Consider the following 16,682-nt stretch of genomic DNA (forward strand, 5'->3'; position numbering starts at 1 on the left):
CAATGAATTTAACAAGTATCAAAACTATCCTTGCACTAGCCATATTGCCAATCGCCGGGTTTAGCCAGGGCGGCAACTTTTCCATAGAAGGGCAGGTAAGCGCGAAACACAATGGCAAATTCGTTAAGTTGTACTACAGCGAGAATGAGACAAAAAAAGTTGACAGTGCAGCCGTTCAAAGCGGTAAGTTTACTTTACAGGGCAATGTTAAATCGCCAACAGCTGCTAAAATAGGGTTTGGCGATCAAGACGCAGGAGACAATATAGACGTGTTCCTATCGGAGGGAACCATCCGCCTAAAGGCAAAAGACTCTATTCATTATGCGGACATCCGCGGAACAAAGCTTGCCGAAAGCCATGAGCGCCTGGCGCGACAGCTACGTCCTGCAGACGACAAATTTGTCAGGGGTCTGATTACTTTCAGAGATATGCCTAAAGGCCCTGAAAAGGATGCGTATTTGACATCATTAATGGCGGGCTTCGACGAGTATAATCTTCGGAAACGGGAAATAGTACATCAATTTGTTAGTGAAAACCCGGCGTCTTATGTATCGCTGTATTATCTGGACAAAAGTGCTCAAGGCCGGATTGCAAATTACGAGACAACTTTTCCGCTTTATAATAAGCTTAGTCCGGAACTTAAAGCAACGCCTTTGGGCAAACAACTGGGGGAACGCCTTATGGCTGCGAAGGGTGCTTTGACAGGAGAACCTTACAAAGATTTCGTTTCGACAACCCCCGAAGGCAAGCAGCTTAGCCTAAAGGAGATCGTAAGTAAAAACAAGTATACGCTTGTTGATTTCTGGGCCAGCTGGTGTGGCCCGTGCAGAAAGGAGAATCCACATGTAGTTAAAACGTTCAACGCTTTTCGCGAGAAAGGTTTTACCGTACTAAGTGTTTCACTTGATGACAACGCAGATAAGTGGAAAGAAGCGATCGAGAAAGACGGAATGCCCTGGTACCATGTGTCTAGCCTGAAGGGCTGGAAAGAGCCGGCGGCTGCGCTCTATAATGTTCGCGCAATCCCACAGAATGTGCTGGTAGACAGCGAGGGGAAAATAGTAGCCACTAACTTGAGGGCAGAGACGCTTTTTAATAAGGTGCAGCAATTATTAAATTAGACTCGCGTAAGCGGCGCTCCAAAGCCGTCCAGCAATTGTTGGACGGCTTTTATTTTGCGCTAACGGTTAAGCCAGGCCTTGAATGATTCGGCACGTTCTTCGCTCACAATGACATCTGTTGATCCTGTTGTTAGAACATGAGCAACCCAATCGCTATGAAATATTTAGAACTGTAAATCGCTCCGCGAACTGCGTTGGTAAGCATTACGATCCCTTTCGGTCCAGGACATTCCTGATCTTATTCGCATTTTCCATCAATTCGGAGAGGTACGTCCAATTTTCCTTTTCAATACAAGATTTGAACTTTCTAAGTTGTGTGATATGCTCATTCAGCACGTCGAGCACATTCTCTTTGTTTTGCTGGAAAATCGGCATCCACATGGCAGGGCTACTTTTTGCAAGCCTTACAGTGCTCTCGAAACCGGCGCTGGCGAGCTCAAAAATGGCATTTTCCTCTCTTTCCTTTTCCAACACAGTGTTGGCCAGTGCAAATGAAGTGATGTGAGAGATATGGCTTACATAAGCAACGTGTATGTCATGGTCTTTGCCATTCATATACACATTATACATGCCGAGGAGTTTGTAGATTTTTTCTGCCAGTTCCAATGCATCCTTGTCGCTCTCGGTGGCGTTGCAAATTACATTCGCCCGGCCTTCAAAAGCGTCATTGGTTGCCGCTTCAGGGCCGCTGAACTCTGTACCCCACATGGGGTGGGTGGCTATGTACCTTCCGCGCCTGGCGTGTCCTTTGGCAGCCTCCAGAACAGACATTTTAGTCGACCCGGTGTCCAGGACGATCTGGTGTGTCACCTGGTCAAGCACCTGAGGCAGCAGTATCGCGCAGGCACTTACCGGAGCACTGAGTATGATCACGTCGCTTTTAGCGACAGCCTGGTCCAGATCTGTTATCTCATCTGCAATACCCAGCTCAAGTGCTTTCCGGGCATTGTCTTCTTTCCTGTCAACGCCATATACCATAGAAGCAAAGCCCTTTTGCTTCAGCACTAAGGCCATCGAGCCTCCAATCAGTCCGAGACCAACTACTGCTATTTTCATGATGCAAATCTAGTCGTTATCTGCTTTATTTTTTAGCTGGGCAATGCGAGCTTTAGCCTTATCGAATCTGGAAAGGTCGCCACACAGACTAATTCTGATGTAGCGGTCGCCCTGCGTCCCGAATATACCGCCGGGCGTGAGGAAGACATTTGCCCCATAAAGTATCTCATCACTGAGCGCATACCCGTTGCTGTAATGTTCAGGAATCTCAGCCCAAACAAACATACCAACCTGATCTTTATCGTAACTGCAGTTAAGCATATCGAGAATTTCAAATACCCTGGATCTGCGCTCGCTGTAAATACGGTTAATACCTGCATACCATTCGGTGTCCAGGTTCAAGGCTTTGACCGCGGCCAGTTGCAGCGGCATGAACATACCGCTGTCCATATTGCTTTTAAACCGCAGTACCTCTTCAATACGCTCTGGCGCCGCAGCAAGCATCCCAATACGCCAGCCCGCCATATTATGGGATTTGCTGAGGGAGTTTAATTCAATTACGACCTCTCTTGAGCCGGGATATTCCAGCAGGCTTAGCGGAGAATCTGTAAGTATAAAACTATACGGGTTGTCGTGTACCAGCAGGATACGATGAGTCCGCGCAAATTCTATGACCTTAGGAAGAAAATGCCGGTCGGCCGGCTGACCGGTAGGCATATGCGGATAGTTGATGAACATGAGTTTTACCTTGCTCAGATCTTGCTCGGAAAGCGCATCAAGGTTTGGCTGCCAGTTATTTTCTGGTGTAAGGTCGTAGTTGATTGCGATACCTCCCGCAAGTTTAACCGCACTGGCATAGGTTGGGTATCCGGGGTTAGGTATAAGTGCCTCGTCGCCATCGTTCAGATAGGTCATGCAGACATGCATGATGCCTTCTTTTGATCCCATCAAGGGAAGAATCTCCGTGTCGGGATTTAAGTCGACACGATACCGGCGGCTGTACCATTCGGCAAATGCCTGCCTCAGCGCAGGGATTCCTTTGTATCCCTGGTATCCGTGTATATTAGGATTGGCCGCCTGATCTTGTAATTCCTTAATGACGTCGGGATGGGGCGGCAGGTCCGGACTTCCGATGCCCAGGTTTAAAATATCTTTGCCTTGTTTGTTCAGCGTTTCGATCTCCCTTAATTTTTGGGAGAAGTAGTATTCACTGATTCCCTCCAGTCTCTTTGCTATCATTGTAGAATGTTTATCCCGGCGATAAATTTAAAAAATTCAATAGAATTCAGTAAATTTTGTTTTTTTTGAAAGCAGACATGAAATCAATTATTATTACCATAATCATAGGCGTCTTTATATGGCCATTTTCTGCTATAGCACAAACGGAGTTTGAGTTGTACGGGCAAGGGCAGATTCCTTTCGCGAAGGAAAATTCTGAAACACCCAAACTCACCCTGTATGCTCCTAAAAAAGATTTGAGTAACGGTACGGTGGTCATTGTTTGTTCCGGGGGGTCTTACTCGGGCCGTGCCAACGGAACTGAAGGGATACCTGCCTGTAAAAAGCTAAACGAAGCCGGTATTACGGCATTTTTGCTGGACTACCGGGTTCCAAAGGCAGATAGGATGGAGCATAAAGAGGTCGTGCCGCTTACAGACGCGCAACGGGCTATTCAGTACGTGAGGGAGAATGCCAGAAAGTTTAAGATAAATCCGCGCAAGCTCGGTATAATGGGCTTTTCGGCGGGCGGTCACCTCGTTTCGACTGTGGGCACAAAGTTTCGGCAGACGGAACTTAGCAATCCGAAGGGGACTTCGTTGCGTCCCGACTTCATGATATTGGTTTATCCCGTGATCAGCTTTGCCGATTCATTGACCCATAAAGGTTCCAGAACAAACCTGATTGGTCCTGATATTACTCCTGATAGGATCAGCGCTTATTCAAGCGAACTGCATGTCACAGCGCAGACTCCGCCAACCTACCTGACTTCGGGTATGGATGATAAAGCTGTTAAGGTGGAGAACAGCCTGTATTTTGCGGCGGCGCTAAAGCAGCATGGCGTTCCTGTGGAGCTTTTCTTGTACGAGAAGGGCGCACACGGTTATGGGGTGTATAATAAACAGGCCCAGGCGCAATGGATCGACGATTGTATTCGTTGGATAAACCGTCGGTTTTAAGATTTAGAACTTTGCGCTCGTCATTTCTTTCACTAAAACCTATTTTTGGGTAAATCAACCATTAGCCAGATATGCAGATCAATTCAATAGAAGAGTATAACGAGACTTATCAATACAGTATTGACTACCCGGAACAGTTTTGGGCGGGGGTGGCAAATAACTTTCAGTGGCGGAAGAAATGGGATAAGGTCCTGAGCTGGAACTTCTCTGAGCCAAATATTCGATGGTTTGAAGGAGCTAAGCTGAACATCACGGAAAATTGTCTGGACCGCCATCTGGCCACACAGCCAGACAAACCTGCAATTATCTGGGAACCGAACGATCCTGCCAGAGACAGCATTACCTTGACTTACAAAATTTTGCATGAGCAGGTGTGCCGCTTTGCAAACGTCTTGAAAAAGAACGGCGTACAGAAAGGCGACCGCGTATGTATTTATATGCCTATGGTACCTGAACTTGCTGTTGCCGTGCTTGCCTGCGCAAGGATTGGCGCGGTCCACTCAGTGGTGTTCGGCGGTTTCTCTGCCAAATCTATTGCCGATCGTATTAACGACGCCGAATGTAAATTGGTGATTACCGCCGACGGCGCCTTCAGAGGAAACAAACAAATACAATTGAAGGAGGTAATTGATGATGCACTGATTGCCTGTCGTACGGTCGACAAAGTGATTGTACTGACACACACCCGTACGCCGGTTTCGATGATAAAGGGACGCGACATTTGGTGGGAAGATGAGATTAAGCTGGTCGACACCGATTGTCCGGCAGTGGAGATGGATGCTGAAGACATGTTGTTCATTCTCTACACTTCGGGTTCTACGGGCAAGCCTAAGGGTGTGGTGCATACCACGGCCGGGTATATGGTTTTTGCCGGATATACGTTCGCCAACGTGTTTAATTATCAGCCAGATCAGGTGTACTTCTGCACAGCCGACATCGGGTGGATTACGGGACATTCTTATATTGTATATGGCCCATTGTCGCAGGGCGCAACAACACTGATGTTTGAAGGAATCCCAACCTATCCGGATGCATCGCGATTGTGGCAAATTGTCGACAAACATAAAGTAAATACACTCTACACTGCTCCAACGGCAATCCGGTCATTAATGAGCTTCGGGCTGGATCCGCTGAAGGGGGCCGACCTGAGTTCGATACAGGTTCTGGGTTCAGTGGGCGAGCCTATTAATGAGGAAGCCTGGCACTGGTTTGATGAAAATATTGGTAAAAGCAAGGCACCCATTGTGGACACCTGGTGGCAGACGGAGACGGGCGGAATCATGATATCGCCCATTGCGCATGTAACGCCGACCAAACCCAGCTTTGCTACCCTGCCTTTACCTGGTATACAGCCCATACTGGTAGACGAGCAGGGGCAAGAGATAGAAGGCAACGGCGTGAGCGGAAATCTTTGTATTAAGTTTCCGTGGCCGGGTATGCTGCGTACCACGTATGGCGACCATGAGCGTTGCCGCCTGACCTACTTCTCGACCTATCCGGGGCTCTATTTTACCGGCGATGGCTGTTTGCGTGACGGGGATGGATACTACCGGATCACCGGAAGGGTGGATGACGTGATCAATGTTTCGGGTCATCGTATAGGCACGGCTGAAGTTGAGAATGCGATCAACATGCATGCAGGGGTAGTGGAAAGCGCCGTCGTCGGCTTTCCGCATGAAGTTAAAGGTCAGGGAATTTATGCATTTGTGATTTTCCCGAATGCTCACAGTGATCAGGATTTAACACGGCGGGATATTCTGCAAACAGTAACGCGGGTAATTGGCGCTATAGCAAAGCCCGATAAGATTTTATTCGTGTCAGGTTTACCTAAAACCCGCTCAGGAAAAATTATGAGACGCATTTTGCGCAAAATAGCAGAGGGCGACACTGGCAATCTGGGCGACATCACGACCTTGCTCGATCCGGCGGTGGTAGACGAAATTATCTTGAAGTCGAAGGAAGTGTAAAACATTTGCTGCTTTGTCCTGTTGTAGATTTACAGAACCTATTATAAACATAAATCTATAAAACATGGATAAGTTAGAGTTAAAAGGCAAATGGAATGAGATAAAAGGTAAAGTAAAGCAAGCCTATGGCGATCTTACAGATGATGACCTTGCGTACGAGGAGGGAAAAGATGACGAGCTTTACGGCCGCCTGCAACAAAAGACCGGTAAAACCCGGGATGAAGTGGTAGACTGGCTGAAAGGTCTGTAGGCACACTACCGAGCAGAATTATTAACTAACCTGAATTGAAAAAGCCTGAACTTAATTGTTCAGGCTTTTTTTATCAAACAGAATTTAGTGTTAGTATCCAAAAATTTGTTCAAGGCTCAGTTTGTTCACCGTGCCCATTTTTTGCAGATCCTCTGTTTTAACCTTCTGTGCCGACGCTACTATACAGTAGTGATAGGTTTTTCCCGATACGTGGTCGCGGTGAAAAGCAGCCACGTCATCAAACGTCAGGGTTTTAAGTCCGTTGTACTCGTCGATCCTTGAGTCCTTATCTAAACCTAAGCGTTTATCTGCAAAGTAGCTTTGAATGATGCCGTCTTTTGTAACTCTGCTGGTTTCAAGGGCATTCATGGCATTGTCTTTAGAAGCCGCAAACGACTGATCTGCCCGTGGCAGCGTGGTGAGCAGTTCATTCATGCCTTGCACAGCTTCGTTCATTTTATCGGCCTGACTTCCTACATATGCAACCATGGTGTATTGCTTGTCCTCCTTATCGGGTGATGAATAGACGGCAAAAGTAGAATAGGCTAGTGCTTTCGATTCACGTATGGTCTGGAAAACTACTGATCCCATGCCACCGCCGAAATAACTGTTGAACAGGTTCACTCTGGAAGCGTTGGATGGATCATAAAGGCCATCGTTACGCAGCCAGCGAACTTCAGACTGCACCATGTCATAATCGGCAAAATACACCTGACTGCTGGCCGGGTTCACGTAGCTGAAAGTTTTTACCGGCGCGATATCGGTAAACTCTGAGGGCAACTGATGCAGTTTGCTTATGTTCTGCGTGAAAGCAGGAGCTGCCTGCGGACCATAATAAGTGATTGTGTGCTTATAGTTGTTTACGTTGTGGAGAATATACAAGAGTTGCTCAGAGGTCATTGCCTTTATTTCATCATTGCTCAATGTGTAGTTGAAGGGGTTAGATGAACCGTATTGCGCATACGCCGTTAACCCGTTCATAATGGCAGATTTGTTCGTCTTACTGTTCTCCCGGGCTTTCAAAATGTTTTTCTTCAGCTCGCTTAATGCCTGCTCATTGGGCTTGCAATTTGCAAAGATGTGTTCAACCAGGCTTACAGCTTTGTCAAAGTTTTCCTGCAATCCACTTATGTTAATAGTAGCTATTTCGTTCCCTACGTTGAAACTGTAGCTGCACGCAATGTTGTAAAACTGCTTGCTGATCTCTTCGGCGGTGTATTGGTCGGTAGACAAATACGCCAGATACTGTGCTGCATAAGGCATGAGTTTATAGTTCCATGCGCCCATCTCGAAGCGATAGCTCAATTTAAAAATGCTGTTCTCAGTATTCTGTACCGTTATCACGTCTGCGATACCGGCCTTTGCAAAGTTCAGGTCTTTTTTATAGTCCAGAAACTTAGGGGTAATAGGCTTAAGAGGTGCCGACAAAAGGTTCTTTGTAAACTCAGAGTCTTTCCCCGCATTGGTATTAACAGGAGTGATCGCTGGCTTTTCAACTTTTACGATAGACTTGTCGACCCCCTTACGCTTGTAGCCCACCACATAATTGTCTTTAAAGAAGTTGTTCGCAAAGTCAACGATCTGATGCTTGGTTACCTTCGCCATTTCATCCGGTGCTGCGAGAGATTTGTTCCAATCGTTTCCACCGCTAAGGATGAATTCATTGGTGACTGCTTCAACCCGATAGGTGTTGCTGTCAAATGCCTGTAAGAGGGAGAGTTTGGTATTGGCCACTGTAGCTTTGATCAAGCTTTCATCAAAAGTGCCAGTCTTTAACAAGTCGATCTGGCTAAGCAAAAGCTGCTGCGCTTCTTCCAGTGTTTGGCCCTGTTTAGGCTGGGCTGACAGGGTGAATACGCCATAATCTTTCATTTGTTGCAAACCAGCGTCGGCGCGCAATACTTTTTGTTGCTTATTCAGATTGATGTCTATAAGCCCAGCCTTTCCGTTAGACAAGATGCTGGAAATCAAATCGAGCATCAGGCTCTGGCGACTGTTTTGCGGATAGCCGCGGTACATCACGAGTACGCTCTCTGCTGTTGGCCCAAACACTTCAACGGTTTGTACACTGGTGAGCGGTTTTTCCGGCGCCGGATTGTACATTTCCAGCGGTTTGCGCTGCATGTAGCTGAAAGATTTATCTACCTTTTTGATCATTTCATCCGGATTGAAATCGCCAGAGAATGCGATCACCATGTTGTTCGGCACATAGTATTTATTGTAGTAATTCCGAATCTCCACCAGGGAAGGATTTTTCAGGTGTTCGACTAATCCGATCGTTGTCTGCTGCCCGTAATTGTGCGTAGGGAAAACACGCTCGAACATCTTTTCATATAAAGTTCCCCCATCGTTATCAAGCCCCCTGTTCTTCTCTTCGTACACGGCTTCAAGCTCAGTATGGAAGATGCGGAACACCGGATTACGGAAGCGTTCAGCCTGAAGAGCAAGAAATTTGTCGGTAGCATTCGACGGAAAATCTTCCTTGTAAACGGTTTCTTCATACCAGGTGTGCGCATTGGTGCTTTGTCCCCCCAGTGCTTTCATCATCTTGTCATACTCGTTGGCGATAGAATAGTTTGAGGCTTCTCCCGATACTTTGTCGATTTCGGCATATATAGCCTTGCGTTTGGTTGTATCGGTTGTCTTGTTGTATTGCTCATACAAGGCGTCGATCTTGTCGAGTAAAGGCTTCTCCTTCGCATAGTCAAGCGTCCCGAACTTATCCGTTCCCTTAAATAACATATGTTCCAGGTAATGCGCAAGTCCGGTGGCATGCTTTGGGTCGGTATTACTGCCGGCGCGTACAGCCAGGCGATACTCGATTACGGGTTCTTTGGTGTTTTGCGACAGGATTACCGTAAGGCCATTCTTTAGTGTATAGAACCTGCTTTTGGTAGGATCTCCGGTGACGTACTTATACGTGTAGCCGCCAGCATTTGCTGTTTTCCACTGGTAGCTATTCTGGGCCAATAGTCCGCTACTAACGAACAGAAAGGCTGCAATGAATAAAAACTTGTTTCTCATTGAATATTAAGTTATGCTGTAAATATAGGTGGATTCTTGTAATTTTACCCCATATACATTGATTTACAACGGCTCATGAAGAAGCAACAGCAAAAACCTAATATCCTGGTGGTGAACGACGATGGGATTACTGCGCCCGGGATCAAAAACCTGATTGAAGTAATGCAGGAAATAGGCCATGTAGTGGTTGTGGCCCCGGATGGCCCGCAATCGGGTATGGGACATGCGATAACCATCGGCAAGCCGCTGCGGTTTGACCGGGTGGACTTATATCCCGGTGTGGAGATGTATAAATGTTCCGGAACGCCGGTAGATTGCGTTAAGCTGGCTGTAAATAAGATTTTCAAAGGCAAGAAGCCTGATCTGTGCGTTTCGGGGATCAATCATGGTCTAAACAATTCGATCAATGTGATTTATTCGGGCACTATGTCGGCCGCCGTAGAGGGCGCTATAGAAGGTATTCCCTCAATAGGGTTTTCGCTCGACGATTTTTCGCATGAGGCCGACTTTAGTCACTGTAAGCAATTTGTGGGCGCAATTGCCCGCCAGGTGCTTGAACATGGTTTGCCTCCCGCCACATTACTTAATGTCAATTTTCCCAATGGTGCCGACATAAAAGGAATTAAGATATGCAGACAGGCCAATGCCAAGTGGGCAGAAGAGTTTGACGAGCGCAAAGATCCGTATCAACGCCCGTATTACTGGCTTACCGGCGTTTTTCAGAACAATGACAGAGGAGAAGACACGGATGTATGGGCTTTGGAACATCGCTATGTGTCGGTGGTCCCTGTACAATTCGATTTAACCGCCCATCATGCCATACCTATCTTAAACAGCTGGAGTTTTGATGACTCAGCGACACAGGCTGCCGCCCCGGTTAAGACGCCCGTAACAGCAGACGGTACATCCCTAGGTTGATGAGGTATTATCTGGTAGCGGGGGAGGCTTCGGGCGATTTACACGGAGCCAATTTAATGAGAGCCCTGAGGCAGGAAGATGCCGAGGCGGAATTCAGGTACTATGGAGGAGATAAGATGCGGGCTCAGGGAGGAATGATGGATAAGCATTATGCTGAAATGGCCTTTATGGGCTTTACCGAAGTAGTTCTAAATCTGCGTACCATTCTGCGCAATCTGAAACAGTGTAAGAAACAAATCCTGAGTTATCAGCCTGACGTACTGATACTGATCGACTTTCCTGGCTTTAACCTTAAAATAGCTGAATTCGCAAAGGCGAAAGGTATAAAGGTATGCTATTACATATCACCTAAGGTCTGGGCCTGGAACCAGAAAAGGGCGCTTAAAATAAAACGCACTGTCGACAGGTTGTTCTGCATCTTGCCCTTTGAAGTGGACTTTTATAAAACCTGGGGGATGGAGGTAGACTATATAGGAAATCCTTTGCTGGATGAGATTTCGCTCTTTGAACCTGATGTGACCTTTAAAAATAAGTTTGATCTGGGCGACCGGCCGCTCATAGCGCTGCTGCCTGGTAGCAGGAGGCAGGAAATTGAACGGTTGCTTCCCGATATGTTAAGCGTTTCGGCTAATTTTCCTGGCTATCAGTTCGCTGTGGCTGCTACAGCTGACTTCGATCTCCAGTACTACCAGCGCTTTACGGCAGGGAAGGATGTCAAACTTGTCTTTTCCAGTACCTATGATCTCCTCAATTCATCTGTCGCGGCCATTGTAGCTTCAGGTACAGCAACTTTGGAGACTGCACTTTTTAAAGTGCCTCAGGTGGTGGTTTATAAAGGAGGGACGCTCAGCATCGCTATAGCAAGGATGTTGATCAAAATTCATTTCATATCTCTGGTCAACCTGATCATGGATAAGAAGGTGGTAACAGAACTAATTCAGCAGGAATGTAACCCAGTAATGATCACTGCCGAATTGAAAAAGATCGTTCAGGGTGCGAGCCGCGAGAAGATGCTACAGGAATATAAGCAGCTTTCGGAGAAAATGGGGGTACCTGGTGCTTCTAAGAGAGCGGCTGAGCTTATTTTGCAATATTTTAAGCATTGATAATCAAACTTGTGCATAAAATATGCCGGTATTTTGAAATAAGTGAAAACTATTTTATGAATTAAACGTTATGGATATGTTTGAATTGATCATATCCCCGTTTTAAACCATGAAAACCACAAGCCGCAGCCCCATTGTAAATTCGCCTCCCAATAACTTACATATTTCCTTCAAAAACTAGTTGTTTCAGACAAGCAGCATGCCCCGAACGTGTTGCTCAGATGTAACAGCATCTATCTTTAGGCGCCTCGCTTAAAATTTAACTATTAACAAAAACAACGTCTATGAACATTAAACTACTAGCTGGTATAGGGTTATGTATGCTCTGTACCTTAGGGGTTCATGTTAGTGAGGTTTCGGCACAAACGCAGGACACCTCAAAAACACAGGACCCTCCTCCAGCACCAACGCCCGCGCCAGGTACGCAACAGCGGATTGTAACGGGACTCGTGGTCGACGAGAATTCTCAACCAATCCCAGGTGTAGGAGTAAAATCAGCATCTAATAAAACAACTGTTACCGACGCCACTGGTAAATTCAGTATTCAGGTAACCGGACCGACGGAAAATCTTACGTTTTCCTTCATTGGATATGAACCTGTAACGCGGGCAGCAGGTTCAGGCGCCGCACCGTTAAGCATCCGCATGCAGCCAAGCTCAACCACGCTCGAGGCCGTAACCGTTGTTGGGGTGGGTTACGGAACATTAGATAAGAGAGAAGTTACTTCTGCAGTTGCACACGTAGACACGGCCGACTTCAGACAGAGCGGTTCAAGAAACCCGCTTGATCTTATTCAGGGGAAAGTGGCTGGTCTGCAGATTACCAGGACGGGTGGTTCTAATCCAAATTCGGGCGTTAATATACAGCTTAGGGGCGTGACATCAGTGACAGGAAGTCAAAGTCCCCTGATCGTTATCGACGGAATTCCAGGGGGAAATTTAGACCTTCTGCAACAAGATGATATAGCGTCAATCGATGTATTAAAGGACGGTTCTGGAGCCGCCATCTATGGTACCAGAGCTAATGCAGGCGTCATTCTGATTACGACAAAAAAGGGTAAAGCGGGCCCCCCGACTTTCAACTACTCATCCTATTTAAGACATGAGTATTTATACAGGAAGCCTGATTTTATGACTGCGGAACAATTGCGAGCAAGAATTGCATCAGGGGAGCTTGACAGGACCGACTATGGTCATACGTCAGATTTTTTCAATGACCTGGTTGATAGAAATAACATAAGCACCAACCACAACCTGGCCTTATCTGGAGGAGGAGAAAACACGAGTTACAGAGCGAGTATTAATTACCGCGACTTACAGGGTTTTGCTAAGGAAAACGGCCGGACAGAATATGGAATACGGTTAAATCTGAATCAAAAAGGTTTCGATCAAAAATTGAACGCCAGCATCAATCTTGCTACTAATTTCAATCGTGCGAATCTACTCGGCGGCGGCGGCTGGGAAGATCAGTTCAGGCGCAATCCGACCTTATCAAACTACAACGACGACGGTTCATTTTATTTTGAAAATACAAGTACAAACCAGTTTGCACGCCTGCAGCAGGAAAGCCTAAAAAGACAACAACAAACTAGTTCGATTGATGCAAAGGTCGATTATGATATCCTCCCAGGCCTCAAAGCTTCTGTATTTGGCGCCGTTCAGCGCAACAGTTATATCGATGGGGAATATCGGTCTATCAATGGCGAATATTCTCTAGAGAACGACATATACAAAGGAGGAGGATATGCGCGGAGAGCAACCGTTCTTGAGCAGAATTTTAATGTCGAACCGACGCTTGAATACCGTAAGACATTTGGCGACCACAGTTTTACAGGTGTCGGTGGATATAGCTATCGGTATGAAGTTTTTGAAGGTTTTGACGCCAACAACCTTGGTTTTTTAAATGATCTTTTCAACGAAAACAATCTAAACGCGGGAAACCAACTTGCTGCCGGAAAGGCGGGGCTTGGAAGCTACAAGAACGATAATACCTTAATAGCGTTTTTCGGACGTGTAAATTATTCATTCAAGGGAAGATACTACTTACAAGGGATTTATCGTCGTGAAGGGTCGTCTAGGTTTGGGGTGAACAACAAATGGGGTGATTTTCCAGCATTGTCAGCCGGTTGGACTATCTCGGAAGAGGACTTTATGAAAGACAATAAGCTTATCAATTACTTAAAGCTGCGTGCCGGATATGGTGTGACCGGGAACTCCGGAATCGCTAATTACGCTTCGTTGGTTACCCTTGGTACCGGCGGAGTTTATTTATATCCGGATGGTCAATATCGCGAAACATACGGTCCAAACCGCAATCCGAACCCGGATCTTCGATGGGAAAAGAAGCACGAATTTAACGTCGGTTTAGATTTCGGCCTGTTTCAAAACAAATTATCAGGGTCAGTCGATATCTTTAACCGGGTAACGAAAGATTTGCTCGATAACTATGATTCACCTCAGCCGCCGTATATCAGAGATCTAATCTACACCAACGTTGGAACAATCTCTGCCAAAGGTGTCGAGATTGCACTTGGTTATAGCGCGATCAAAAATGATACCTTCAATTGGAATATTGATTTTACAGGGAGCACGACATCAAACAGACTCGACAGTTATTCGAATACGACATTTCAGCGCGATTACCTTTCTCTGGGCGACATAGGCGGATACGGTGCTCTAGGAAATGCTATACGTACCTATGAGGGGGGAAAACTTGGAGAATTCTGGGGTAAGAAGTTTGCTGGATTTACAGAAGACGGTAAATGGTTGTTTTATAACAGGGCCGGGGAGATGGTTCGCAACGATGTTATCAACAATTCATTTGACCGGGAGGTAACCGATTACCAGGTAATTGGCAACGGGATTCCTAAGTATTATCTGTCACTAACGAATACATTCGGCTATAAGAATTTCGACTTAAGAGTGTTTCTACGCGGTAAGTTCGGCTACGATATACTCAATACCACAGCTATTTCTTATGGTAATAAAGTGTCTGGAGACAACCTGCTAAACTCTACGTTTACTAAATATGCGCAGATAAACGATACTTACATGTATTCTGACTATTACATTGAGAATGGTAGTCACCTGAAACTCGATGAGGTAACATTAGGTTATCGTTTCAACTTGAAATCGAAAACCTTCAACAATTTTAGAATATATGTCACTGGCCAAAATCTAGCGGTAATAACTGGGTATTCAGGCAATGATCCCGATTTCGTGAGCGATACTGGGCTGGCACCGGGTATCGATGGCAGGGGGCCTTACCCAAGTACCACATCTCTTCTTTTTGGTCTGAATCTTGGATTTTAATCTTCAACGAATGAAAACGATATATAAAACGCTTATTATAGCAGGCCTTTCTGCGACCGTCAGCATCTCCTGTACGAAGCTTGACGAAAATTTGTATGATACGGCCGAGAGCAACAACTTTTATAATAACAGGAACGAAATTCTGTCTGCTGTTCTGAGGCCTTATACACATGCGAACGCATGGGCTACGCCTTCAGGTCAGGACGGCTGGTGGCGACCCAGCGAACTTTCTGCAGACCAGTTAGCCTGGCCTACGAAGGGGCGTCATGGCGAAGACGGGGGAAAATGGAAGCGACTGCATTACCATTCCTGGACGAATGATGAGGGCGGCCTGAACAATGCCTGGGAGCTCATGTGGTGGGGTGTCGGGCTATGTAACGATCCCATCAAGAAAATTGAGGGTAAAAACCCTGCCGATATCGGCATGACCCAACAGGAAAAGGATGCATATTTAGCTGAGCTCAAGTTATTCCGGGCCTTCCACTATTTAAAAATAATGGATCTCTGGGGAAATGTGCCCATTGTTACAGAGGTTCCTGAACAACCGGTCTCAAAGGATCAGTTGCCGGCTACTGCCAGCCGTGCTCAAGTTTTTGCTTTTATAGAGAAAGAGATAAAAGACAATATCGACAAAGCGCCTGTTCTGTCCAAGCAAATGCTTGGCAGGATGTCGCAAGCTGGCGGCTATGCGATGTTGGTGGAGCTATATCTTAATGCAGAAGCCTGGATAGGCACGCCGAGATGGGATGACTGCATAGCCGCGGCTGACAAATTGATCAACAATGAAGCTGGCGGGCTAAATGGCGCAATGGCACTTGATACAAATATTACCGATGCATTTAAGCCTAATAACGACTTGTCAAAAGAGGCTATTTTTTCGATTGCCTACGAGTTTCAACGTGCAAATTTCCAGCCGTCATGGACTGGCGACTTTTATCACTTCCAACAACAATTCATTTATGGGGGGAGCCGGAATGGTAATGATGGCGTTGTAATGGTTCCTGGTAATTATACCACATTCAGCAACCAAGACCTTAGGAAATCGGAATGGTTGCTTCATGGTCCTATGTTCAGGTTTGATAACGGTGAACCTGTGATTGCATCCGGAGGGAACGAGTATGACGGTCAGCAGCTGGTCTTCGTCGACAGCATACAACGTGTTAAAACCGGATCTACGGTTTCGAACATGAGCGAAGGTGAAGAAAACAGCGGAGTCCGGTTCAATAAGTATAAACTGGGGAACCAGGTTGCTGGCATAAGGATCGTTGGCGAGGATACAATCAGTGTAGAACCCAATCAGAATTATAACAATACAGACTGGCATATTTACAGGTTAACGTGGATTTACTTTGCCAAGGCTGAAGCCCTCATGCGCAAGAACGGTGGTGTCGCTAATCAACAGGCAGTAGAGTTGATAAATACCTGCCGCCAGCGCGCATTTACTCCAGCAACAAGGGCGGAAAACGCTTACACCGTATCGACGCTGACTATGGATGAACTCCTTGCAGAACGCGGACGTGAATTTGTATTCGAAGGTTTCAGGAGGAATGATCTGATTCGTTGGAATAAGTTTACTACTGCTTCCTGGTGGGATCACCAACCTAGCAGCGACTTCAGGAAGCTGTTTCCAATCCCTCAGCAGCAGAGAGCGCTGAATCCGAATCTCAGCCAAAACACGGGGTATCCGCAATAGCTGGATTTGAGTAGGATAAAAAAAAGGTGATTGCGTGTTGCAATCACCTTTTTATATTTTGACCCTTCCGTATTTGTTCAAAAAACACTTGTATCTGGAATATTTTGCTTATTATTGAT

Annotated in this window: 11 protein-coding genes; 8 read left to right on the forward strand and 3 right to left on the reverse strand. The window is 46.2% G+C overall.

The annotated features are described in order from the left end of the window. Positions 1–2: 2 nt before the first annotated feature. The gene (locus tag QEP07_RS13930; RefSeq protein ID WP_285010790.1) at positions 3–1,121 is read left to right on the forward strand and encodes a TlpA disulfide reductase family protein; all 1,119 of its coding nucleotides are present in this window, start codon (positions 3–5) and stop codon (positions 1,119–1,121) included. 204 nt (positions 1,122–1,325) lie between these two features. Here QEP07_RS13930 and QEP07_RS13935 read toward each other — a convergent pair whose 3' ends face one another. Together QEP07_RS13935 and QEP07_RS13940 are read right to left on the reverse strand one after the other, a co-directional pair. After that, positions 1,326–2,177 (reverse strand): prephenate dehydrogenase, encoded by an 852-nt coding sequence (locus QEP07_RS13935; RefSeq protein WP_285010791.1) that lies wholly within the window; start codon positions 2,175–2,177, stop codon positions 1,326–1,328. A gap of 9 nt (positions 2,178–2,186) precedes the next feature. Continuing rightward, positions 2,187–3,356, reverse strand: coding sequence for a pyridoxal phosphate-dependent aminotransferase (locus tag QEP07_RS13940; RefSeq protein ID WP_285010792.1), 1,170 nt, complete (start codon positions 3,354–3,356; stop codon positions 2,187–2,189). 77 nt (positions 3,357–3,433) lie between these two features. Here QEP07_RS13940 and QEP07_RS13945 point away from each other — a divergent pair, with 77 nt between their 5' ends. The 3 genes from QEP07_RS13945 (at position 3,434) to QEP07_RS13955 (ending at position 6,511) form a co-directional block, all read left to right on the forward strand. Next, complete coding sequence (locus QEP07_RS13945) at positions 3,434–4,294, forward strand: alpha/beta hydrolase (RefSeq protein ID WP_285010793.1); 861 nt, start codon at positions 3,434–3,436, stop codon at positions 4,292–4,294. A gap of 71 nt (positions 4,295–4,365) precedes the next feature. Then, complete coding sequence (acs, locus tag QEP07_RS13950) at positions 4,366–6,261, forward strand: acetate--CoA ligase (protein ID WP_285010794.1); 1,896 nt, start codon at positions 4,366–4,368, stop codon at positions 6,259–6,261. 64 nt (positions 6,262–6,325) lie between these two features. Beyond that, the gene (locus tag QEP07_RS13955) at positions 6,326–6,511 is read left to right on the forward strand and encodes a CsbD family protein (protein ID WP_256007144.1); all 186 of its coding nucleotides are present in this window, start codon (positions 6,326–6,328) and stop codon (positions 6,509–6,511) included. Positions 6,512–6,601: 90 nt separating this feature from the next. Here QEP07_RS13955 and QEP07_RS13960 read toward each other — a convergent pair whose 3' ends face one another. Beyond that, positions 6,602–9,535, reverse strand: a complete 2,934-nt coding sequence (locus QEP07_RS13960; protein WP_285010795.1) for a M16 family metallopeptidase — start codon at positions 9,533–9,535, stop codon at positions 6,602–6,604. A gap of 75 nt (positions 9,536–9,610) precedes the next feature. On the opposite strand from QEP07_RS13960, the gene surE reads away from it, so the two are divergent. From surE to QEP07_RS13980, 4 genes are all read left to right on the forward strand, one after another. After that, positions 9,611–10,453 carry a 5'/3'-nucleotidase SurE gene (gene surE, locus QEP07_RS13965; RefSeq protein WP_285010796.1) on the forward strand — a complete coding sequence of 281 codons (843 nt, stop codon included), beginning with the start codon at positions 9,611–9,613 and terminating at the stop codon, positions 10,451–10,453. Continuing rightward, positions 10,453–11,559 carry a lipid-A-disaccharide synthase gene (lpxB, locus tag QEP07_RS13970; protein WP_285010797.1) on the forward strand — a complete coding sequence of 369 codons (1,107 nt, stop codon included), beginning with the start codon at positions 10,453–10,455 and terminating at the stop codon, positions 11,557–11,559. The genes surE and lpxB overlap by 1 nt, the downstream gene beginning before the upstream one ends. A 284-nt stretch (positions 11,560–11,843) precedes the next feature. Further along, a complete protein-coding gene (locus QEP07_RS13975; RefSeq protein ID WP_285010798.1) occupies positions 11,844–14,870 on the forward strand; it encodes a SusC/RagA family TonB-linked outer membrane protein in 3,027 nt (1,008 codons plus the stop codon). Between the two features lie 10 nt (positions 14,871–14,880). Next, on the forward strand, positions 14,881–16,563 hold the full coding sequence (locus QEP07_RS13980; protein WP_256007149.1) for a RagB/SusD family nutrient uptake outer membrane protein: 1,683 nt from the start codon (positions 14,881–14,883) through the stop codon (positions 16,561–16,563). Positions 16,564–16,682 lie beyond the last annotated feature (119 nt).

The organism is Pedobacter faecalis (assembly GCF_030182585.1).
GTDB lineage: Bacteria > Bacteroidota > Bacteroidia > Sphingobacteriales > Sphingobacteriaceae > Pedobacter > Pedobacter faecalis.